This is a genomic window from Streptomyces profundus, from assembly GCF_020740535.1.
Taxonomy (GTDB): Bacteria; Actinomycetota; Actinomycetes; order Streptomycetales; family Streptomycetaceae; genus Streptomyces; species Streptomyces profundus.
The window spans coordinates 4,469,996-4,490,329 of record NZ_CP082362.1; the positions used below are offsets into that span (position 1 = coordinate 4,469,996).

Annotated in this window: 22 protein-coding genes; 20 read left to right on the forward strand and 2 right to left on the reverse strand. The window is 72.4% G+C overall.

Translation table 11 applies throughout. The annotated features are described in order from the left end of the window. Positions 1 to 8: 8 nt before the first annotated feature. The 16 genes from K4G22_RS19750 to K4G22_RS19825 all read left to right on the forward strand — a co-directional run bounded on the left by K4G22_RS19750 (position 9) and on the right by K4G22_RS19825 (position 13,329). The gene (locus tag K4G22_RS19750; protein ID WP_228081611.1) at positions 9 to 269 is read left to right on the forward strand and encodes a hypothetical protein; all 261 of its coding nucleotides are present in this window, start codon (positions 9 to 11) and stop codon (positions 267 to 269) included. 241 nt (positions 270 to 510) lie between these two features. Next, entirely contained in the window at positions 511 to 678 is a 168-nt protein-coding gene (locus K4G22_RS19755) for a hypothetical protein (protein ID WP_228081612.1), read from the forward strand. Continuing rightward, the gene (locus tag K4G22_RS19760; protein ID WP_228081613.1) at positions 675 to 872 is read left to right on the forward strand and encodes a hypothetical protein; all 198 of its coding nucleotides are present in this window, start codon (positions 675 to 677) and stop codon (positions 870 to 872) included. Before K4G22_RS19755 ends, K4G22_RS19760 begins: the two co-directional genes overlap by 4 nt. A 78-nt stretch (positions 873 to 950) precedes the next feature. Then, entirely contained in the window at positions 951 to 1,589 is a 639-nt protein-coding gene (locus tag K4G22_RS19765; protein ID WP_228081614.1) for a hypothetical protein, read from the forward strand. Continuing rightward, positions 1,586 to 2,617 (forward strand): hypothetical protein, encoded by a 1,032-nt coding sequence (locus K4G22_RS19770; protein WP_228081615.1) that lies wholly within the window; start codon positions 1,586 to 1,588, stop codon positions 2,615 to 2,617. The genes K4G22_RS19765 and K4G22_RS19770 overlap by 4 nt, the downstream gene beginning before the upstream one ends. Positions 2,618 to 2,824: 207 nt before the next feature. Next, positions 2,825 to 3,541, forward strand: a complete 717-nt coding sequence (locus tag K4G22_RS19775; protein WP_228081616.1) for a hypothetical protein — start codon at positions 2,825 to 2,827, stop codon at positions 3,539 to 3,541. Between the two features lie 67 nt (positions 3,542 to 3,608). Continuing rightward, on the forward strand, positions 3,609 to 4,634 hold the full coding sequence (locus K4G22_RS19780; RefSeq protein ID WP_228081617.1) for a hypothetical protein: 1,026 nt from the start codon (positions 3,609 to 3,611) through the stop codon (positions 4,632 to 4,634). Beyond that, a complete protein-coding gene (locus tag K4G22_RS19785; RefSeq protein WP_228081618.1) occupies positions 4,631 to 5,950 on the forward strand; it encodes a TadA family conjugal transfer-associated ATPase in 1,320 nt (439 codons plus the stop codon). Before K4G22_RS19780 ends, K4G22_RS19785 begins: the two co-directional genes overlap by 4 nt. Before the next feature lie 10 nt (positions 5,951 to 5,960). After that, a complete protein-coding gene (locus K4G22_RS19790; protein ID WP_228084161.1) occupies positions 5,961 to 6,932 on the forward strand; it encodes a type II secretion system F family protein in 972 nt (323 codons plus the stop codon). Next, a complete protein-coding gene (locus K4G22_RS19795; protein ID WP_228081619.1) occupies positions 6,932 to 7,900 on the forward strand; it encodes a type II secretion system F family protein in 969 nt (322 codons plus the stop codon). The genes K4G22_RS19790 and K4G22_RS19795 overlap by 1 nt, the downstream gene beginning before the upstream one ends. Before the next feature lie 31 nt (positions 7,901 to 7,931). Further along, positions 7,932 to 8,165 (forward strand): hypothetical protein, encoded by a 234-nt coding sequence (locus tag K4G22_RS19800; RefSeq protein ID WP_228081620.1) that lies wholly within the window; start codon positions 7,932 to 7,934, stop codon positions 8,163 to 8,165. After that, positions 8,129 to 8,647 carry a TadE family protein gene (locus tag K4G22_RS19805; RefSeq protein ID WP_228081621.1) on the forward strand — a complete coding sequence of 173 codons (519 nt, stop codon included), beginning with the start codon at positions 8,129 to 8,131 and terminating at the stop codon, positions 8,645 to 8,647. Before K4G22_RS19800 ends, K4G22_RS19805 begins: the two co-directional genes overlap by 37 nt. A 100-nt stretch (positions 8,648 to 8,747) precedes the next feature. Continuing rightward, complete coding sequence (locus K4G22_RS19810) at positions 8,748 to 9,131, forward strand: TadE/TadG family type IV pilus assembly protein (protein ID WP_228081622.1); 384 nt, start codon at positions 8,748 to 8,750, stop codon at positions 9,129 to 9,131. Beyond that, complete coding sequence (locus K4G22_RS19815) at positions 9,128 to 9,562, forward strand: TadE/TadG family type IV pilus assembly protein (protein WP_228081623.1); 435 nt, start codon at positions 9,128 to 9,130, stop codon at positions 9,560 to 9,562. The genes K4G22_RS19810 and K4G22_RS19815 overlap by 4 nt, the downstream gene beginning before the upstream one ends. Positions 9,563 to 9,643: 81 nt before the next feature. Next, on the forward strand, positions 9,644 to 12,703 hold the full coding sequence (locus K4G22_RS19820) for a BTAD domain-containing putative transcriptional regulator (protein WP_228081624.1): 3,060 nt from the start codon (positions 9,644 to 9,646) through the stop codon (positions 12,701 to 12,703). A gap of 56 nt (positions 12,704 to 12,759) precedes the next feature. Continuing rightward, positions 12,760 to 13,329, forward strand: a complete 570-nt coding sequence (locus tag K4G22_RS19825; RefSeq protein ID WP_228081625.1) for an AAA family ATPase — start codon at positions 12,760 to 12,762, stop codon at positions 13,327 to 13,329. A 10-nt stretch (positions 13,330 to 13,339) separates the two neighbouring features. Here the strand turns inward: K4G22_RS19825 and K4G22_RS19830 are convergent, their stop codons facing one another. Beyond that, entirely contained in the window at positions 13,340 to 13,915 is a 576-nt protein-coding gene (locus K4G22_RS19830) for a TetR/AcrR family transcriptional regulator (RefSeq protein ID WP_228081626.1), read from the reverse strand. A 68-nt stretch (positions 13,916 to 13,983) separates the two neighbouring features. Between K4G22_RS19830 and K4G22_RS19835 the strand changes: the two genes are divergently transcribed. Then, positions 13,984 to 14,559, forward strand: a complete 576-nt coding sequence (locus K4G22_RS19835) for a dihydrofolate reductase family protein (protein WP_228081627.1) — start codon at positions 13,984 to 13,986, stop codon at positions 14,557 to 14,559. Here K4G22_RS19835 and K4G22_RS19840 read toward each other — a convergent pair. After that, on the reverse strand, positions 14,537 to 16,363 hold the full coding sequence (locus K4G22_RS19840; protein ID WP_228081628.1) for an ABC transporter ATP-binding protein: 1,827 nt from the start codon (positions 16,361 to 16,363) through the stop codon (positions 14,537 to 14,539). The genes K4G22_RS19835 and K4G22_RS19840 overlap by 23 nt on opposite strands. Positions 16,364 to 16,618: 255 nt before the next feature. Between K4G22_RS19840 and K4G22_RS19845 the strand changes: the two genes are divergently transcribed. The 3 genes from K4G22_RS19845 (at position 16,619) to K4G22_RS19855 (ending at position 19,969) form a co-directional block, all read left to right on the forward strand. Continuing rightward, a complete protein-coding gene (locus K4G22_RS19845; protein WP_228081629.1) occupies positions 16,619 to 17,404 on the forward strand; it encodes an SGNH/GDSL hydrolase family protein in 786 nt (261 codons plus the stop codon). A gap of 129 nt (positions 17,405 to 17,533) precedes the next feature. Next, positions 17,534 to 18,505: an aldo/keto reductase gene (locus K4G22_RS19850; RefSeq protein WP_228081630.1), complete on the forward strand. Its 972-nt coding sequence runs from the start codon at positions 17,534 to 17,536 to the stop codon at positions 18,503 to 18,505. Positions 18,506 to 18,700: 195 nt separating this feature from the next. Beyond that, positions 18,701 to 19,969 carry an alginate lyase family protein gene (locus K4G22_RS19855; protein ID WP_228081631.1) on the forward strand — a complete coding sequence of 423 codons (1,269 nt, stop codon included), beginning with the start codon at positions 18,701 to 18,703 and terminating at the stop codon, positions 19,967 to 19,969. Positions 19,970 to 20,334 lie beyond the last annotated feature (365 nt).

Below are 20,334 nucleotides of genomic sequence, written 5' to 3' on the forward strand. Positions count from 1 at the left end.
ACCCCCCTATGCGCAAACGGCCTTTCCGAGATCGCGAGATCGGTATCGTTGATATCGACGACGCGTCCTCCGGCGAGCATGTCATCGAATTCCACGACCCCGCGATCGGTGCCACCGGCGCTCACCTGGCGGTGGTGATTCCGGAGGACGGCGGCTGGGAGGACGCGCTGGTGAGCGTCAGCCCGCGCGTGAACGAGATCTCCGCCGCGTTCGTAACGTGGTCACTGGAGACCGCGCGCGCTATCGCCTTCCCCTCCACCACGACCTGACCGCCGCGCATGACTCACCCCATGGCTTCCGCGCCATGCCCGAAGGACAGGTGAACGGCGACCAGATCACGGACACCATCCGCGACAACCCCAACCGGGACGCCGGGGACGGCGCCGCCAGGCGCTGACCCCACCGCGCGACGACCCGAGGGACACCGTCGCCGGCCGTCTGGGATTCCGCGTCGTCAGCACGGATCCCGCAGGGGCGGTCTGCGTCGTCCGCTGCCTCGCGGGGCCGGCCGTGCGCGGCACGGTGTTCCGCGTCGGGGACGCCGAGTTCCGCCTCGACGAGATCGAGTGGCACGGACGCCAGGTCGACTCCCTCGACCCCACCCACCACGGCAGGGCCCGCCTCACCGGCCCGGCCACCGACCAACTGCGCCCCCGGGCCGTGTTGGTGGCCGCATGACGGAACGCGCGCTCCCGTCCCGGGTGTCGGCGGCGCGGCGGATCGCCCTGGAGGTCGGCTTCGGCGAGAGCTGCGTTCCCGAAGTCGGCCGACTGGACGCCACCGAGGTCCTCACCACCCCGACCACCTCGGCAGTCGTCGCGAGCCGCCGTCCGCCGGGGGTGCGGAGTCGTTCGTGTGCGGGCGGTGACTAGGCTGGGCGTCGGTCAGGTGTATGTATTGCCTTCTGCGGATGCGGAGTTGCTGTGGCTCGTCGGAACAGAATCGCGTATGTGGCCGCCGTCGCGGCGGGTGCCTTGCTGCTGACCTCCTGCGGCGGAGGTGACGACGGCGGCGAGGACGACGACATCGCGGGCGTCCAGACCCCGACCGAGGACTCCCCCGACCCGGAACCCTCCGAAGACCCCGACCCCACGGAACCGACCGACGACGACCGCCCGGAAATCGACCTCGGGCCGGACTTCGAGAACGTCTACGAGGACGACACGACCGGCGACCCAGTCGTGGACGCGGCCCTCCGGGACTTGCAGGGGTTCGAGGACGCGTTCGCCGAGGCGATCGTCCATCACGAAAGCGATCGTCCGGCTCTGCGCTATTACGCTGCTGGCGAGGCGTTGGATCAGGTGATTCGAGTTCTCGATGGCGTCTTCGCCGACGGCGTCTCTACCGTCGGCGCTGCGACGTACTTCAACATGTCGGTGAACGTCCTCGACGAGTCAGCGGCCACATTTAGCTACTGCCGGGACTTCAGCCAGGTCGATACGACTGACTTCGAGACCGGAGAGATCATCGAGGAAGGCAGTGCTGGCGCACCGCCGTCCATGTACAGCGGACGTTTGGAACTCGACGACGACGATGTCTGGCAGACGGTGGGATACGACTACGAGTCCGAGTCGACAGGTTGCGAATGACCTGGCGGTTCCGCGCGGGCGTTGGCATCGCGACCGTGGTAGGAGTCCTGGTCTGCGCTGGAACGGCACTGGCGAATGAGGACCCCCGTGAGCGGCAGGAGCGGAGGACGCGCGGTCAGGCGATCGGCAACACTCTCGAAGCTGGTGCGAGCGTCGCTCGCATCAACTACGACACGTCCGAGGGCGGGACCGGAACTGGTTTCACTCAAAGCACTTCGACCTGGTCCCCGCCTGCCTGTTACTACGCGCCGACCCACACTCCCGAGGAATACCGCGCGTACTGGGCCGAGTTGTCAAGCAGCTTCTATGGGGCCGGGCATCTACCGGAAGACAAGGAGGCGCTGCGGCAGTCCCTCGAAGATCTCTACGGCCCGGATGGTGAGCATCCCGATTTCAACATCGACCGGCAGGGCGAGGGGATGTTCTGGCAGGTGGTTCGGAACGAAAACCACCCGGATCGCGATGCCCGGTGGGAGTGCGAATTTCGGACGTTCTGGGTGGACTTCGGGGATGCTCCGCCGGCGGGGATTCCGCAGGTGGTGGACATCGCGATGCTCGCCGAGCTGGCGTATGAGCGGGTTCGGGTGCCGGACACGGCGGTTGAGTTGAATCCGGCGGGTGCGCAGACCGTGAATCTGCCGATGTGGGTGTGGCTGCCGGAGGGGCGGTTCGAACCGGTGTCGGTGACGGCCTCGTTGGAGGGGTACGGGATGTCCGCGACGACCACCGCGACGCCCGTCGGGTTGGTGGTGGAGCCGGGCACGGGCGACGCCGTGTCGCATCCCGGGTCGGGTCGGTGTCCGGTCGACGCGCCGGCGTATCACGCGGGGCTGGTGGGGCAGGAACCCTCGTGCGGGGTGACGTACCTGCGGTCGACGGGGGAGGGGGACACGTACTCCCTCTCCGCCTCGCTGCGTTGGGAGATCACCTGGGAGGGTTCCGACGGCAGCGGCGGCACGCTGCCGGACGGGGTGTTCGAGACGGCATACGACCTGGACGTCGACGAGGTCCAGACGGTCGTCCGTTGAGCGCGGTGGCGACCTCCAGCGGTCGGTCGGCCGTCGTCACCGATGGACCCGAGGCGTGAGGGATGTGTGACCTGGTGGCCGTTGAAGGCGTGATGAGCGGACTGATAGCGTGCGAATCACCGGATAGGGTAATGAGACCGTTCTTTTGCGTGAACGTTCGCGACGTGACTGTGGGCGTCTCCTCCACGTGGGAACCGGGGTTGGCGGATGAGAACTGAGGACCGGGTGTCCACGGCTGCCAGGAAGTCGATCGCCGTTGGCCCAGGGGTCGGGGACAGGTTGCCGGCTCCGCCGCGGGAGCGGAAACCCGCGTTGGCCGCGTTGGCCGCCCTGCTGGTGCTGGTCGGCGCCCTGGGCGCCACGGTGTTGGTGATGCGCGCGGGCGACCGCGTCGAGGCGATCCAGATCACCGAGCGGGTCCCGATGGGGCAGCGCATTCCCGAGTCGGCCATGGAGATGGTGCTGGTCGCCGAGGACGACGCCGTGTCCTATGTGCGGTGGGAGCAGCGGCAGACGGTGATGGAGAGCCTGCGTCCGCTGACGGATCTGGTGGACGGCACGGTGCTGGTGGGCGAGATGCTCACGGGCGAGTCGACGCTCGCCGAGGGCGAGGTCATGGTCGGCGTCTCGCTCCAACCCGGGCAGTATCCCTCGGGACTTGAGGCGGGCGACACGGTCGCCGCCTACTGGGTGGGCGATGACGGACCCGTCGGCAACGCCGAGGAGGACGCCGCGCTGCCGGGCCGGGAGACGCTGTTGACGGACGGCGCCAGGGTCGCCGCGATCCACGGCGAGCAGGGCGTCACCGGCAGTGGCACGCTGCCCGTGACGCTGCGCGTGGAGCAGGCCGTGGTGGCCGATCTGACGCGCGCGGCGGCGTCGGGTGACGTCTCGTTGGTGATCGTCGCCGCCCCGAACGAGTGACCGCGCCGATGACCGTGACGACGCGGCCGGCGGTCGGAGCCGGGGCCGGTGGAGGGGACGGGAACGGATGGCGCTGATCGCAGTGGCCGCGGACAAGGGCGCGCCCGGTGTCACCACGACGGCGGTCGCGTTGGCCGCGCTGTGGCCCCGGCGCGCGCTGCTGGCGGAGATCGATCCGGCCGGCGGCGATCTGGTCTACCGCTCGGTCACGGAGAGCGGGCGTCCGCCCGATCCCAGCACGGGGATACTGTCGCTGGCCGCCACCGCACGCCGGGGCATCGCCGCCGAGCAGCTGTGGGATCACGCGCAGCGGATCTCCGGCGGTCTCGACGTGCTGATCGGCCTGGCCAACTCGGACCAGGCGGCCGGCCTCACCGGCCAGTGGGCCGCGCTGGGCCGCGCGTTCGCCGAGTTGGCGCAGTCGCCGCACCAGGAGGTGGCGGCCGATGTGTTGGCGGACTGCGGTCGGTTGGACGCGGGGTCGCCGACGCACGCCGTGTTGCCGCACGCCTCGCTGCTGTTGTTGGTGACGCGGGCCGCGCCTGAGCAGATCGCCCATGTGCGGGATCGGGCCGCCGCGTTGCACAACAAGCTGCACGGGCCGCAGCGCGGCGCCGCCCAGTTGGGGCAGCCGCAGATCGGCGTGGTGCTGGTGGCCGATCCCCAGCGCGGCGAGCGGGTCGCCACCCAGGTGAACGAGATGCTGATCGCCTCGGGCACCGGTTCGCGGGTGGTGGGCCTGGTGGCGGAGGATCCGGTCGGCGCCGAGCAGTTGGCGGGGCGGCGGCGCGGCCGGTTGGACCGTTCGCTGTTGGTGCGTTCGGTCCGCCGCGTGGTGGCGGATCTGCATCAGGTGTATCGCGCGGAGTTGGCGCCGTCCGGCAGCGCGCCGACCGGGCCGCAGCGGGTGCCGCCGCCGGCGGTGCACGCGCCGCCCGGCGTCCCGGCCGGTCCGCCGCCCGGCTATGGTCCGCCCCCCGGGTACGGTCCGCCGCCCGGCTATGCCCCGCCGCCCGGGTACGACCAGCCGCCGGCGCCGGCGCCCGGCACCCGCCCGTGGGAGCCGGGCCTGTCGAGGGGGGCGTCGGGATGATCGAGCCGGAGCGGGGCGACGAGGTCAACCACCAGCTGGTGAAGCGGTTCCGGCAGGAGGCCGGGGACCGGATCGCCGAGCAGCGGCGGATCGACCAGGCCAGCGGCGTGCGTCCGATGACGTCCGAGGACGAGCGGCACTACGCGCGGGCGGTGATCGCGCAGGTCCTTGAGGAGTACGCGCGGGCTGAGATCGCCGAGGGCCGGGCGCCGTTGGACGCGGTCTCCGAGGAGGGCTATGCCTCCGCCGTGCATGCCGCGCTCTTCGGCGTGGGGCGGCTGCAACCGCTGCTGGACGACCCCGATGTGGAGAACATCGACGTCAACGGCTGCGATCAGGTGTTCATCGGCTATGCGGACGGCCGTGAGGTGCGCGGCGATCCGGTGGCGGAGAGCGATGAGGAGCTGATCGAGCTGATCCAGATCCTCGGCGCCTACTCGGGGCTCTCGTCCCGCCCGTTCGACTCCGCCAACCCGCAGTTGGACCTGCGGCTGCCCGACGGTTCGCGGCTCTCGGCCGTGATGGATGTGACCAGGCGTCCCGCGCTCTCCATCCGGCGCGCCCGGCTCGGCAAGGTGTTCCTCGCCGATCTGGTCGGAAACGGCACGCTGACACAGGAGTTGGGGCAGTTCCTGACGGCGGCGGTGCGGGCCAGGAAGAACATCATGATCGCCGGCTCGACCAACGCGGGGAAGACCACGCTGCTGCGGGCGCTGGCCAACGAGATCCCGCAGGACGAGCGGCTGATCACCGTGGAGCGTGCCCTGGAGCTGGGCCTCGACCAGTTCCCCGAACTGCATCCGAACGTGGTGGCGTTCGAGGAGCGGCTGCCCAACTCGGAGGGGCAGGGCTCGATCACGATGGCCGAGCTGGTGCGCCGCTCGCTGCGGATGAACCCGTCGCGGGTGATCGTCGGCGAGGTGCTGGGCGACGAGATCGTCACCATGTTGAACGCGATGAGCCAGGGCAACGACGGTTCGCTGTCCACGATCCACGCGAACAGTTCGCAGGAGGTGTTCAACCGGATCTCCACCTACGCGCTCCAGGCGGCGGAGCGGCTGCCGATCGAGGCCAGCCAGATGCTGATCGCCGGCGCGGTGAACTTCGTGGTCTTCCTTGAGCGGCGGAACACCTACGCCCAGGGCGGCACGCTGCGGCGGTTCGTCAGCTCGGTGCGCGAGGTGAACGGGGTGGACGGCCGGGTGCTGTCCAGCGAGGTGTTCGCCGAGGGCAGGGACGGTGTGATCAGGCCGCACGCGGCGCTGGCCAACGCCGAGGAGCTGGCGATCCACGGCTACCGGGGCGGATGGGGGTGAGGGCGTGACGATGTCCGGCGGGTTGTTCTCGCTGACCACGTTGCTGGCCCTGCTCTGCGGGGTCGCCGTCGGCGGCGGTCTCGGGCTGCTGGTGGTGGCCCTGCGCGGGCTGCCGCCGAGGACGGTGGAGGAACGCGCGGCGCGGCAGCGGCGGTTGTCCGAGCTGGCGACGTTCTTCGGCCGGCGCGGCACGATCGCGGTGGGCACCGCGCTGGTGGTGCTGCTGCTGACCCGCTGGCCGATCGCGGCGCTGGCCTCGGCGCTGCTGGCGTTCAGCTGGAACCAGCTGTTCGGCGGCGCGGCCGAGGAGCGGGCGGCGATGCGTCGGGTGGAGGCGCTGGCCAGCTGGACGGAGTCGCTGCGCGACACGATCGCCGGCGCGGTCGGTCTTGAGCAGGCCATCCCCTCGTCGGCGCGGGCGGCGGCGCCGGCGCTGCGCGGCCCGTTGAACAACCTGGTGGACCGGCTGCGCGCGCGGACGCCGTTGCCCGACGCGCTCCAGGAGTTCGCCGACGAGCTGGACGACTCGTCGGCCGATGTGATCATCGCGTCGCTGATGTTGAACGCGCGGCTGCGCGGCCCCGGGCTGCGGGAGGTGCTGGGCGCGCTGGCCAAGTCGGCGCGCGAGGAGGTGGACATGCGGCAGCGGGTGATGGCGCAGCGCGCGTCCACCCGGCGCAGCGTGCAGATCGTGGTAGGGGTGAGCGTCGCCTTCCCGCTGGGCCTCGCCATCTTCAACCCGAGCTTTGTCGAGCCGTTCGGCGATCCGCTGGGGCAGGCCGTGCTGGCCGTGGTGTGCGGGCTGTTCGGCCTGGGCTTCTGGTGGATGCGGCGGCTGTCCACGATCGAGACGCCGGAGCGGTTCCTGGCGCGGGCCGAGCCGGCCTCGGCGCTGCGCCCGCGCGAGCCGGCGACCGGCCGGCTGCCAGGGCTGCCAGGGCTGCCAGGGCTGCCAGGACGAAGGGACGGGGGAGCGGCCTGATGAACTCGATGGTGACCACCGCCGTGGTGGTGGGCGCGGTCTTCGGGCTCGGCGTCTACGCGCTGTTCCGGGCCTATGTCCCGTCCCGGCGTGGCCCGGTGTCGGCGGTGGCGCGGATCGACGAGCTGCGGGCGCGCGGCGGGATCGGCGGCTATCCGCCGCCCTCTGCCTCGGCGGCCGGCGGCTCATCGGGCGCCGCCGAGCCGGGTTCGGGGCGGGGCCGGCTCGGTGAGCTCCAGGTCAGGATCGGGGACCGGGTCGCCGAGCTGTATCTGCAACGGGGCTGGGAGCAGCGGTCGTTGCGGGCCGATCTGGCGCTGCTCGACCGCACCTGGGAGGGCTTCCTCGCGAACAAGGTGGTGCTGGCCGCGCTGGGGCTCTTCTTCGGCCCCTTCGTCTTCTCCATGGCCATGGTGCTGGGCTTCGGCAGCAGCCCGTTCATCCCGGTGTGGCTGGCGCTCGCGTTCGCCGCCGGCTTCTTCTTCCTGCCCGATCTGGAGGTGCGGCGGGACGCCAAGGCGAAGCGGCGGGACTTCCGCCGGGTGGTGGCCGCCTACCTGGATCTGGTGGCGATGAGCCTGGCCGGCGGGCGTGGCCTGCCCGAGGCGCTCAAGGCGGCGGCCGAGGTCAGCGACGGCTGGGCGCTGCGGCGCATCCAGACGGCGCTGGCCGACGCGCGGATCACCGGGCTCACCCAGTGGCAGGCGCTGGGGCGGCTGGGCGACGAGCTGGGCATCGAGGAACTCAAGGATCTGTCCACGTCGTTGGCGCTGGTCGCCGACGACGGCGCGAAGGTGCGGGCGTCGTTGTCGGCGCGGGCTGAGACGATGCGGCACAGGGAGCTCGCCGACATCGAGGGGAGCGCGGGGGAGAAGTCCCAGTCGATGCTGATCGCTCAGCTGGTGCTCTGTATGGGTTTTCTGATCTTTCTGATTTTCCCGGCCGGGATGCGCGTCTTCCAGGCGTGACGGTCGAGCGACGAGGCATGGAGGTAGAGCCATGGTGCGCCATCCGGCGACCGACTTTCTGTTGACCTTTCTGCGGACCCGGCTGGCGCGCGCCAGGTCGGGCGAGTTGGACCGAGGCGCCTCGGCCATCGAGTGGGTGATCATCGCGGCCGTGGTGGTCGGGATCGTGGCCGGCGTGGCGGCCGTGATCATGAACGCGTTGGACGATCGAGCCGAGAGCGTGAGCGAATGCATCGGGGGCGTCCAGAACCACGCCAACTGCTGACCGTGCGGGCACTGGGGTCGTGGGGGGCGTTCCTGCGCCGCCGGATAGGCCAGGGGGCCGACCGGGGCGGCTCCGTGCTGCGCGCCGGCGGCGACCGGGGCACATCGGCGATCGAGTTCGTGGTCCTCACGCCGGTGATGTTCTTCATGATCTTCGGCGCGGTGCAGTTCGCGCTGTACTCCTTCGCCGAGCATGTGGCCAAGGCCGCCGCCCAGGCCGGCGCGCGCACCGCGCGGGCGGAGGCGGACGCCGACCCCTCGGGCTGGGCCGGTTCGGCCGAGGCCAAGGCGCACGACTACATCCGGCAGTTGGGCCCCGGGCTCTTCGAGTCGAGGCCGGTCGTGGTGGTCAGCCAGCCCGCCGAGTTCACCGTCCGGGTGGAGGTCAGGGGCCATGTCCCCTCGATCGTGCCGGGGCTGGACCTGACGGTGACGGCCGCCTCCGAGGGGCCGGTGGAGCGTTTCGTCCCGGACGGGGGCTGAGGGCGCCATGAGGGGTGTGCCGCGCCGGGCGGGCGCCCGTTCGCCGAACAGAAGCTCGCCGAACGGAAGCTCGCCGAACAGGAACGGGCCTGATCGGGGCATGTCCTCGCTCGAAGTGGTCCTGCTCGCCCCCTTGATGATCGCCTTCATTCTGGTGTTGGTCGCCTTCGGTCAGCAGGTGTCGGGTCGCAACGCCGTCAACGGGGCCGCGCGGGACGCCGCCAGGGCCGGCTCGTTGGAGCGGTCCACCTCGGCCGCGATGGGCGCCGCCGCCCGGGTCGCCGAGGGGCAGTTGGACGACATCTGCGTCAGCGGCTCCGTCACGGTGCGCCGCACCACCGGCACCGACCACCAGCCCGGCACCCTCTTCGGCGTCGAGGTCAGCTGCCGGGTGCGGGGCCTCGACATGCTCGGCGTCGGCGTGACATCCACGATCTCGGGCCTCTCCAGCTCGCCCATCGACCCCTATCGGAGGTCGGGATGAGCAGCGGCGTCGCCTGCGAACGCGAGCGCGGCTCAGGCGCGCTGGTGGTGATCTTCTCCGCGCTGGTGGTGCTGGCGCTCGCGGCGTTCGTGGTGGACGGCGGCCTCTCCATCGCGCAGCGCGAACGGGCCGCCGACATCGCCGAACAGGCCGCCCGCTACGCCGCGCAGGACCTGGACGAGGCGGCGTTGCGGGACGGGGTCTCGCCGGCGCCGATCAACTTCGGCAACTGCGCCAACCGGGTCGCCGAGTACGCCGCCTCCGTCGGCATGGAGCCCGCCGACATCGCGGCGTCCGAGTGCACGGAGACGGGCACCAACCAGGTCACCGTGCGCATCAGGCTCACCTACCGGCCGGTGTTCACCGGCTTCGTCTACGACCAACCGCTGACCGTCTGGGGCGAGGCCACGGCCGAGGCCCAGGTCGGCTGAGCCAGGACCCAGCCACCCCCGCACCTCCTGCACCTCCCGCACCGACCGAGTCCGCCATCCGAACCCACGGGAGCACCCGCCATGGCCCGCACTCCACCGCCCGTCCCGGGGAACCGGACGCCCGTCCCGGTCCGCGGACGGCGCGGTCCGCGCGATGTGCTGCTCGCCTGCGTCGCCATCCTGGCGCTGCTCGCCCTGGTGGTGGGCGTGCCGCTGGCGCTGGCCAGCCTGGTCGGCTGGCCGCTGCCGCGCACCGCGCCCAGCTGGGACATGCTGACCGAGGAGATCGACGCCGACACCTTTGTCGCCGTGCTGGCGGTGCTGGTCTGGGTGGCCTGGGCGCAGTTCACCGCCTGTGTGCTGGTGGAGGTGCGGGCGGCCGTCTCGGGCGTCGGCCTGCCACGGCGGGTGCCGGGGGCCGGCCCCAGCCAGCTGCTGGCCCGCCAACTGGTCGGTGCCGTCCTGCTGTTGACGTCGGCGGCGGCATCCATGACGCCGGGGCTCAGCCAGTTGGGGCAGACCTTCGACTCGCCGGGGCAGGGCCGGGTGGTCGCCGAGGCCGCGCTGGTGCCGGGCGGCGGGCAGACGGTGGTGCTCTCGTCCGGCCTCGCCGACACCCCCAAGGTGAACGAGGCGCCCTCGCCCGCCGAGGACGCGGGCACCGTCGAAGCGGCCGATCCGGAGGGGGCCCAGGCGCTCTACTACCGCATCCAGCCGCCCGACGGCCGGCACCACGACACCCTCTGGGGCGTCGCCGAACGCCATCTGGGCGACGGCCTGCGCTACAAGGAGATCTACCAGCTCAACAAGGACCGCCTCCAGCCGGACGGCTCCCGGCTGACGGAGGCCAGCCTGATCAGGCCCGGCTGGATCCTCCAGATGCCGGCGGACGCCCAGGGCGGCGAGCTGGTCGAACTCCCCGGCGAGGCCGCGGAGTTGACCGCCGATGAGGCGGCCGAGCTCGAACAGTTCGAACGTTACGGGCGTACGGGCGCGCCGCCGGCCGCCACCGCCCTCGCCGACGCCGAGGAGCCAGCGGAACGGGTGGGCCCGGAGGACCGGCAGGCCGACACGGGCGGCAAGGGCACCGACCGGCCCACGCTGCCCATTGAGGAGCAGCCCCCCGGGCCGCCACCCCCGCCGGAGGCCGAGGCGGAGACGGACGCCGATGCCGCGACCGATGCCGGGGCCGGGACCGATGCCGCGACCGATGCCGCGACCGATGCCGGGACCGATGCCGAGGCGGAGCCGGGCCTGCCCGACGCGTTGGTGGCCGCCCCGCTGCTGGCCGCCGGGCTGCTGGTGGCGCTGGGCCGCACCCGTCGCATGGCGCTCTGGCAGAGCGCCGCCGGCATGCGGGGCCGGGGCGTCGGCGACGGCCTCGCCCCGCCGACCCCCCGCGCCACCGACGCCAGGGACGCCCTGCTGGTGGGCGCCGCACCCGACCAGGTCGCCTTCCTCGACCGGGCGTTGCGACTCCTCTCGGCCGCGCTGGCCGAGGAGGGCCGGGTCCTGCCCGCCGTCTACGCCGCCTGGCTCGGCTCGCGGGAGCTGCACCTCCAGCTCTCTGGCCCGGTCGGCCGCCCGCCCGCGCCCTGGAGCCAGGGCCAGGACCAGACCTACTGGACGCTGGAGCGCGGCCGGCTGCCCGAACCGCCCGACGGGGTGGCGCCGGACGCGGAAGCGCCCTACCCGGGCCTGGTCAGCCTCGGCATGCGGGAGGAGTTGCGGCTGCTGCTCAACCTGGAGGCGGTGCCGGGGATCGTCGCCGTCCAGGGCGCGCCGGGGGATCGGGAGGCGGTGCTCGCCTCCATCGCCGCCGAACTCGCCACCAGCGGCTGGTCCGACCGGATGACCGTCACCCTGGTCGGCTTCGGTGCCGAACTGGCGGCCCTGGCCCCCACCCGGGTGCGGCATCTCGACGATATCGCCGGGCTGTTGGAGGTGATGGAGACGGAGACCGGGCTGCGTCGCGGCGCCCTGCGGCACGCGGGCCACGAATCGCTGCTCAGCGGGCGCACCGGACCGGCCCGGCAGCAACAGTGGGCGCCCCACCTGGTGTTGGTCGGCGTTCCGCCGGACCAGGACCAGGCGGAGCGGCTCGCCGGCCTCGCCTCGATCTCGGCGTCCCTCGGCATCGGCTATCTGCTCGCCGCCGACCACGTCGAACTGCCCGGCGTCGCCTGGGGGTTCGAGATCAGCCCGGACGGGCTGCTGACCGAGCCCGACATGGGCCTCACACTCCGTGCCCAGCTGCTGCCCGCCGAGCAACGCGCCGCCGTGGTCGAGCTGTTCGGCGACCTCACGGGCGACCAGGTCGAACCGGCCGCCGATCACACCGTCGATCTGACCCGGGGCCGCCCGGGCGTCTATGTCTCCCTGCTCGGCGGCCTTGAGACCACCGGGCTCGACGAGCCGGACGCGGAGCGCGCCGGAAGGCTCCGGGAGGCGTTGGCGCTGCTCTCGCTGCACCGGGAGGGCGTGCACCGCCGGGTGTTGGGCTCGGCGCTCTGGCCGCGCGGCGTCACCGACGAGCTGCGGGACGCGCTGATCGACCGCCTCGCCCACTGGCTCGGCACGGACCCGACGGGCGTCCCGCGCCTCTCCGCCGGCCGGGACGGGCGGCTGGCGCTCTCCGCCGATGTGCTCTCGGACTGGGATGTGCTGCGCACCCTGCACCACCAGGTGCTGGTCAGCGAGAACCCGACCGAGACGGGGTCGCCGGCGGACCGGATGCGCAAGCTGCGCGACGCCCTCTCCCTGGCCGGCGGCGCGCTGCTCGCCGGGCAGCGGGAAGGCGGCGGCTTCGGCTGGCTCGAACACGAGATCGTCGACGCCCAGTACCCGCTGCTGGTCGCGGAGATCGCCCTCACCCTGGCCGCGGAGCACCGCGCCGCCGGCGAGGGCGAGGCCGCCTACGCCGCCGTCCGCTCGGCGCTGGCCGCCGCGCCGACGGACGAACGCCTCTGGAACGAGCTGCTGCGCGCCGCCCACGCCACCGCTCGCCCCGACTGGCTGACGGGCGCCGTCCGCTGGCTGACCGCCCACCACGCCCAGCTCTTCGGCCCCAGCACCCCGCTGCCGGCCCAGACGGAGGCCCTGCTCGACGAGCTCCTCCCGAGCTGGCGGGCCTCGCCCTGACGCCCCCGGCGAATATCCGGGTGCCGTGCGGGTGCCGGTTCGGCAGGATGCCGTGCATGAGTGAGAGTGAGCGGGGCGAATCGGCGTTGCGGGGGGCCGTGGTGGTGATCGCGGGGGTGATGGCCGCGGGGAAGTCGACGGTGGCGCAGGCGTTGGCCGAACGGCTGCCGGCGGCGGCGCATGTGCGGGGGGACACGTTCCGTCGCATGATCGTCTCCGGCCGGGTGGAGCCCGACCCCTCGGCGGGGCCGGAGGCCGAGGCCCAACTCCGGCTGCGCTACCGGCTGTCGGCAGCCGTCGCCGACGGCTACGCCGAGGCGGGGGTGACGGCCGTGGTGCAGGACGTGGTGCTCGGCGACGACCTGTCCTATCTGGTCGGACAGGTGCGCAGCCGCCCGCTGTACGTGGTGGTGCTGGCGCCCTCCCCGGCGGCGGTCGCCGCCCGCGAGGCGGCCCGCGCCAAGACGGCCTACGCCGAGAACGGCGGCTGGACGGTGGCGGCGCTGGACGGTTGGCTGCGCGAACGCACGCCGAGGATCGGCCGCTGGCTGGACACCTCGTCCCTGGACCCGGCCGGCACGGTGGACGCCATCCTGGCCGACCTCCCCACCGCACGGGTGGCCTGAGCGGTCGACGTCACTCCCCGACGAGGCGCCGCACGGCCTCCGCGACGAGATGCGCCCGTTCCTCCTCGTCGAAGACGTCGGGCAGCGTGAGCTGTTCGACGATCAGCCAGTTGAGGGCGAGGATCAGCAGCTTCACCGAGGTGGCGTCCCCCGGCAGCCCCGACTGTTCGTGGTGGGCGACGTTGTGGGCGATGTCGGCCCGCACGCGTGCGGTGAGCACCGCGCGCAGTTCGGGGCGCCTGGTGCTCTCCAGGCGGAGTTCCAGCAGCGCCAGATAGCCGCTGCGGAAGGTGGTGAGCTTGCCGACCAGGTCCGTCATCAGCTCGTGGAACCGCTCGCTGGTCGGCGCGATCGGCTCCTGTTCCGCGACGGTGGCCTCGTCCGGGACGAGCCGTTCGTAGACCCGGCCGCCGGACTGGGTGAGCAGTTGGTCCCGGTTGGCGAAGTAGTTGGAGGCCGTGCCCGCCGGTACGCGCGCCTGCTTGTCCACCGCGCGGAAGGTCAGCCCGCGCGCGCCCTCCCGCGCCAGCACCTCGATCGCGGCGTCCAGCAGCTCGGATCGACGCTGGTCGTTTCTGCGCACCATTGACACCACTCCATCCGTAGTACTAAGTTCAAAGCACTCTGGTCAGAGTACTACGTGAGGGGTCGCGCATGCGCAAGCTTGTCTACTACGTTGCCGTCACCGTCGACGGCCGAATCGCCGGACCGGGCGGCGAGTTCGACTTCTTCCCGCAGGGCGAGGGGGAGCAGCTGGCGGCGTACCACGGTTGGATGGCGGAGCGGCTGCCGGAGACCATTCCGACCGTCGGCCGGGAGGCCGTCGGCGTGGCGGGGACGGCCAACCGGCGCTTCGACACGGTGCTGATGGGGGGCGCCACCTACCGCGTCGGCCCCGCCAACCCGTTCGCCCACCTGCGGCAGTACGTGGTCTCCCGCACCATGACGCCCGACCAGGACCCGGCGGTGACCGTGGTCGGGGACGACCCGCTGGGCCTGGTCAGGGGCCTCAAGCGGGAGGAGGGGCAGGACCTCTGGCTCTGCGGCGGCGGGCAGCTCGCCAGCGCGCTGCTGCCCGAGATCGACGAACTGATCGTCAAGAGCTATCCGGTGGTCGCCGGCGACGGCATCCCCGCCTTCGACGGGGAGTTCGGGCCCACCCTCTTCGCCGTCACCGAGCGGCGGTCCTTCGACAACGGGGTGGTCGTCAGCTGGCTGGCTCGGCGGTGACCCCGACGGCGGGCCCGGGGCCGGCCGCGTCGTGCTCCGTGAGGAACTGGGTCGCGGCCAGCTCCGCGTAGAGCGGGTTGGCCGCCACCAGCTCGCTGTGCGTGCCGACGGCGCGAACGCGTCCGGCCTCCATCACCACGATGCGGTCGGCCGATGTCACCGTGGAGAGGCGGTGCGCCACCACCAGCACGGTGGTGCGCCGCGAGATGTCGGCGACGGTGTCCCGCAGCGCCGCCTCGTTGACCGCGTCCAGCTGGGAGGTGGCCTCGTCCAGCAGCAGCAGGCGCGGGCGGCGCAGCAACGCCCGGGCGATGGCGACGCGTTGGCGTTCGCCGCCGGAGAGCTTGGTGCCGCGATGGCCCACCACCGTGTCCAGCCCTTCGGGCAGCCGCTCGACCAGGCTCTCCAGCCGGGCCGTGCGCAGCGTCCCGGCCAGCTCGGCCTCCGAGGTCACGGGGGCGCCGAAGAGGAGGTTGTCGCGGAGCGTGCCGGAGAGCACCGGCGCGTCCTGCTCCACATAGCCGATGGCGGCGCGCAGCTCGGGCAGGTCCCACTCCAGGACGTCCCGGCCGTCGACCGTGACCCGGCCGTCCGTGACGTCGTAGAACCGCTCGACCAGGGAGAAGACCGTGGTCTTGCCGGCGCCGGACGGGCCGACGAAGGCCGTCATCCCGCGCGGCGGCACCGCGAAGTCCACGCCGTGGTGGACCAGCGGCAGATCGGGGGCGTAGCGGAAGCGCACCCCCTCGAAGGCCAGCGCGGCCGGCTCCTCGGACGGGGACCGCGCCGGCTCCTCGTCGCTCCGCTCCGGCTCGGCCGGCATCCGCCACACCTCGCGCATCCGGCTGATCGCGGCCGATCCGACCTGGTACTGGGTGATCGCCTGCACCACATCCTGGAGCGGCGCCATCAGATAGAACACATAGAGCAGGAAGGCGACCAGGGTGCCGATCTCGATGGCGCCCGTGGCCACCCGCGCGCCGCCGACCGCCAGCACGGTGATGAACGCGCCCTGCATGGCGAGCCCCACCGTGTTGCCCGCGATCGCCGACCACTTGGCGGCCTCCACGCTGGCCTCCCAGGACCGCTCGGCCGCAGCGTGCACCGTGCGCTCCTCACGCCGCTCGGCCCCGGCGGCCTTCACGGTGCGCAGCGCGCCCAGCACCCGCTCCAGGCTGGCGCCCATGTCGCCGACCGACTTCTGGGCGCGCTTGCTGGCGCGGTGGATCAGCGGCGCTATCACCCCGATCACCACGGCGGCGACCGCGATCACGCCCGCCGTCACACCGAGCAGGACCAGATCGACCACGCCCATCATCACCAGCGTGGCCACCAGCGTCAGCCCGCCGGTGCCGAGCCCGATGAGCGACTGGGTGGTCATCGCGCGCAGCAGGGTGGTGTCCGAGGTGGCGCGGGAGAGCAGATCGCCCGGCTCGCTGGCGTCCACCGCGGAGACCCGCAGCCGCAGCAGATAGGACGTCAACGAGCGGCGGGCGGTCAACACCACCGACTCGGCGGTGCGTTGCAGCACATAGGCGCCGAGCGCGCCGATCACCGCGTTGGCCACGACCAGCAGGGTCAGCCAGAGCAGGGCGCCCGAGATGGCCTTGTCCGCCGTGAGGTTCTCGATCAGGGAGCGGGCGACCAGCGGCAGCGCGAGACCGGTGGCGCCCGTCACCAGCGAGAGCAGCGCCCCGGCGAGCAGCGCCCAGCGGTGCGGCCTGACGTAGCCAAGCAACACCCGCCAGGCCGGCGGCTCGTCCGCTCTTCTCCCGCCGCTTCGTTCCGTCGCCTGGTCAGTCACCGCACACCCCGCCTGCCTCCGAACGACACATCATCCCCACCGTGAGGAACGCCTGACGCGCGCAGAAGGTTGCGTCGGCCGCCGGAAGGCGCGCCGGCGGCGGCAACGGGCGTCCGGCTTCGGGGACTTCGTCCTGTTGAGGCGGGTGGGGGCCGGCGAGGAGAATGGGCGGGCCACCGGAGGGGGCTGTGTGCGGCTCTACGGGACGGGCCGCGCGTCCGGAGGTCACTCCGCCCTACCCTGGAGCAGCCCCTCATGGACGGTTCTGTCCGTTTTCCTCTGCCCGCTCGCCGGGCTCTGACGCTCTCGGGCCTGCTGGCCCTGGTCTGCGCCGTGTTGCTCGGCCTGACCACCCCCACCGCCCGCGCGGCCGATCCGCGGGTCGAGCCGGCCGCGGTGCCTGCCGCCGAGGCCACCCGGATCATGGCGCTCGGTGACTCCATCACCGGCTCGCCCGGCTGCTGGCGCGCCCTGCTGTGGCAGGACATGCAGGCCGCCGGCTACACCGACGTGGACTTCGTCGGCTCCCGCACTCCCGACGGGTGCGGCTTCCCCTATGACGGCGAACACGAGGGCCATGGCGGCATCCTGACCACCGGCATCGTCCGGGACAACCTGCTGCCCGGCTGGCTGGCGACCAGCGACCCGGACGTGGTGATGATGACGCTGGGCACCAACGACGTGTGGAGCGGCGTCCCGACCCCGACCCTGCTGGACGCCTACTCCACCCTGGTCGGCCAGATGCGGGCCGCCAACCCGGACGTCCGGGTGCTGGTCGCGCAGATCCTGCCGATGGCCCCGGTGGGGTGCGCCGACTGCGGGGCGCGGGTGGTGGAGTTGAACGCCGCCATCCCGGCGTGGGCCGCCGGTCTGGACAGCGCCCGGTCGCCGATCACCGTCGTCGACCTGTGGACGGGCTTCGACACCGGGACCGACACCTATGACGGAGTGCACCCGGGCGACTCCGGCATCCGCAAGATGGCCGACGTCTGGTTTCCCGCACTGACCGGCGTGCTGGACGAGCTGGCCCAACTCCGCTGAGACGGGGGCCCGTTCGGGTCGGTGCGCGGCACCGGCCCGGGCGGGCCCCGGCGCTGGTCCATCCGCCTGTCACAACCGCTGGCTACCATCGCGCTGTTCCGGGGGTCCGCACGAGCGCTGGAGGTACGAGTGAGGTACACGCGACTGGGAGCGACAGGGCTTGAGGTCTCGGCGATCTGTCTGGGGTGCATGAGCTTCGGCGTGCCCGAACGCGGCGCGCACCCGTGGTCGTTGGACGAGGAGCGGAGCCGCCCGCTGATCCGGCGGGCGCTGGAGGCCGGCATCACGTTCTTCGACACGGCCAACGTCTACTCGGACGGCACCAGCGAGGAGATCACCGGGCGCGCGCTGGCGGACTTCGCCCGCCGCGAGGACGTGGTGATCGCGACCAAGGTGCACGGCCGGATGCGGCCGGGGCCCAACGGCGCCGGGCTGTCGCGCAAGGCGATCCTCAGCGAGATCGACAACAGCCTGCGCCGCCTGGGCACCGACTACGTGGACCTGTACCAGATCCACCGCTTCGACCCGCACACGCCGATCGAGGAGACGTTGGAGGCGCTGCACGACGTGGTCAAGGCCGGCAAGGCGCGCTATATCGGGGCCTCGTCCATGCACGCCTGGCAGTTCGCCAAGGCGCTGTTCGTCGCCGAGCGCAACGGCTGGACGCGGTTTGTCTCGATGCAGAACCACCACAACCTGATCTACCGCGAGGAGGAGCGGGAGATGCTGCCGCTCGCCGCCGACCAGGGCGTCGGGGTGATCCCGTGGAGCCCGCTGGCGCGTGGGCGGCTGACACGCGACTGGGACGAGTCGACGGCGCGTTCGGCCACCGACGAGTTCGGCGCCACGCTCTACCAGCCGGCGGACCGCGCGGTGGTGGAGCGGGTCGCGGCCGTCGCGGCCGAGCGCGAGGTGCCGCCGGCCCGGGTCGCGCTGGCCTGGCTGCTGGCCGATCCCCGGATCACCGCGCCCATCGTGGGCGCCACCGCGGCCCGCCATGTCGAGGACGCGGTCGGCGCGGTGGAACTCACCCTGACCGAGGCGGAGATCGAGCGGCTCAACGAGCCGTATGTGCCGCACGCGGTGGCCGGTTTCCGGTAGCGGGCGGTCGTCAACCGGTGGGCGTGGAAGGCCGGTTCCGGAACCTGGGGGAGTGTCTTGACACCCCAATGGTCCAGACCTAACTTCGGCAGCCAGCCCAGCGTTCAAATGGACGCTCGATGTTCATGCACGTGAACGCCAGGGGCTGTCGAACGTCGCGTATCCGGTCCGTTGTTGCCTGAGAGAGGCTCCCCCATGTTCAACAGACCCGCGTCCGTCGCCCCGTCGACCGTCCGCAGACGATGGCGCCTCGGCCTGTTCGCCCTGGTGTCCGCGCTGCTGGTCGGACTGCTCCAGGTCTCCACCGGCACCGCGGCCGAGGCGGACCGCGCCGAGCGCGGCGCCGGCGCCACGGCCGACGACGTGCACCAGTTCGCCCCCGCCAGCTTCACCCACCCCGGGGTGCTGGTCAGCGAGTCCCAACTCGACTTCGTGCGCGCCCGGGTCCAGGCCGGTGAGCAGCCCTGGGCCAACGCCTTCCAGCAGATGATGGCCTCCCCGTTCGCCGACCAGTCGCGCACCCCCAAGCCGCGCGCCGTCGTCGAGTGCGGCTCGTACTCCAACCCCAACAACGGGTGCACCGACGAGCGCGAGGACGCCATCGCGGCGTACACCAACGCGCTGGCCTGGTACGTCACCGAGGACGCCCAGTACGCGCGGAAGGCGATCCAGCTGATGGACGCCTGGTCGGGCGTGATCCAGGACCACACCAACAGCAACGCCCCGCTCCAGACCGGATGGGCCGGCGCCTCCTGGGCCCGCGCCGCCGAGCTCATCAAGCACACCTACGGCGACTGGCCCGGCGCCGGCGCCTTCGGGAACATGCTGCGCGATGTCTACCTGCCGGAGATCATCGGCGGCTCCCACAGCAACGGCAACTGGGAACTGACCATGATGGAGGCGGCCGTCGGCATCGCCGTCTTCCTCGACGACCCGGGCGCCTACGACCAGGCCATGGGCCGCTTCCTCAACCGGGTGCCGGCCTTCATCTACCTGGAGTCGGACGGCGACCTGCCGCGCACCGTGCCGGGCAGCGGCCTGAACACCCCGCAGCAGATCATCAACTACTGGCACGGCCAGAGCACCTTCGTCAACGGGGTGACCCAGGAGACCTGCCGGGACTTCACCCACACCGGCTACGGCCTGGCCTCCATCGCCAACGTCGCGGAGACCAGCCGCATCCAGGGCGACGACCTCTACACCGGCCACATCGGCGAGCGACTGCGCCACGGCCTGGGGCTCCAGGCCACCTACGAGCGGACGCAGCCGCCCGGCTGGCTCTGCGGCGGCAGCGTGCAGCGCGGCCTCGGCCCGGTGACCGAGGTCGGCTTCAACGCGATGGGCAACCGGCTCGGCCACGCCATGACCAACACCCAGGCCTACACCGAGAGCACCCGCCCCCAGGGCAGCAACTGGCTCTTCGTCGCCTGGGGCACCCTGACCCACGCCAACCAGCCCAACTAGCCACACCTCCCCGGCTGGGTCCGCGCCCCCGTCCCCTCCGTCCGTCGATCACATCGGCGGCGGCGGGGGCGGGGGCGCCGGCTGTGGTTCGGGGCGCGGCCCGGGGTGGTCGGGTCCCGGCGGCTTCGGCGGCTCGGGATCGGGCGGCGGCACGGGCACCGGCCCCGGGCGCGGCCCGCCGGGTCCCGGCGGATGGGGCGGCGGCGTGGGCTTGGGCGGGATCGGATCCGGCACGGGGCCGGGGCCTGGCGTGCTCATACGCGACGCTCCCCTCGACGGCGTTCGACGTGTTGACGACATGCGTGCGGCGGTTGACATACGCCTCGGCGGCGCCCGGCCGCCACGGCTGTCAAATCCTCCGAGTG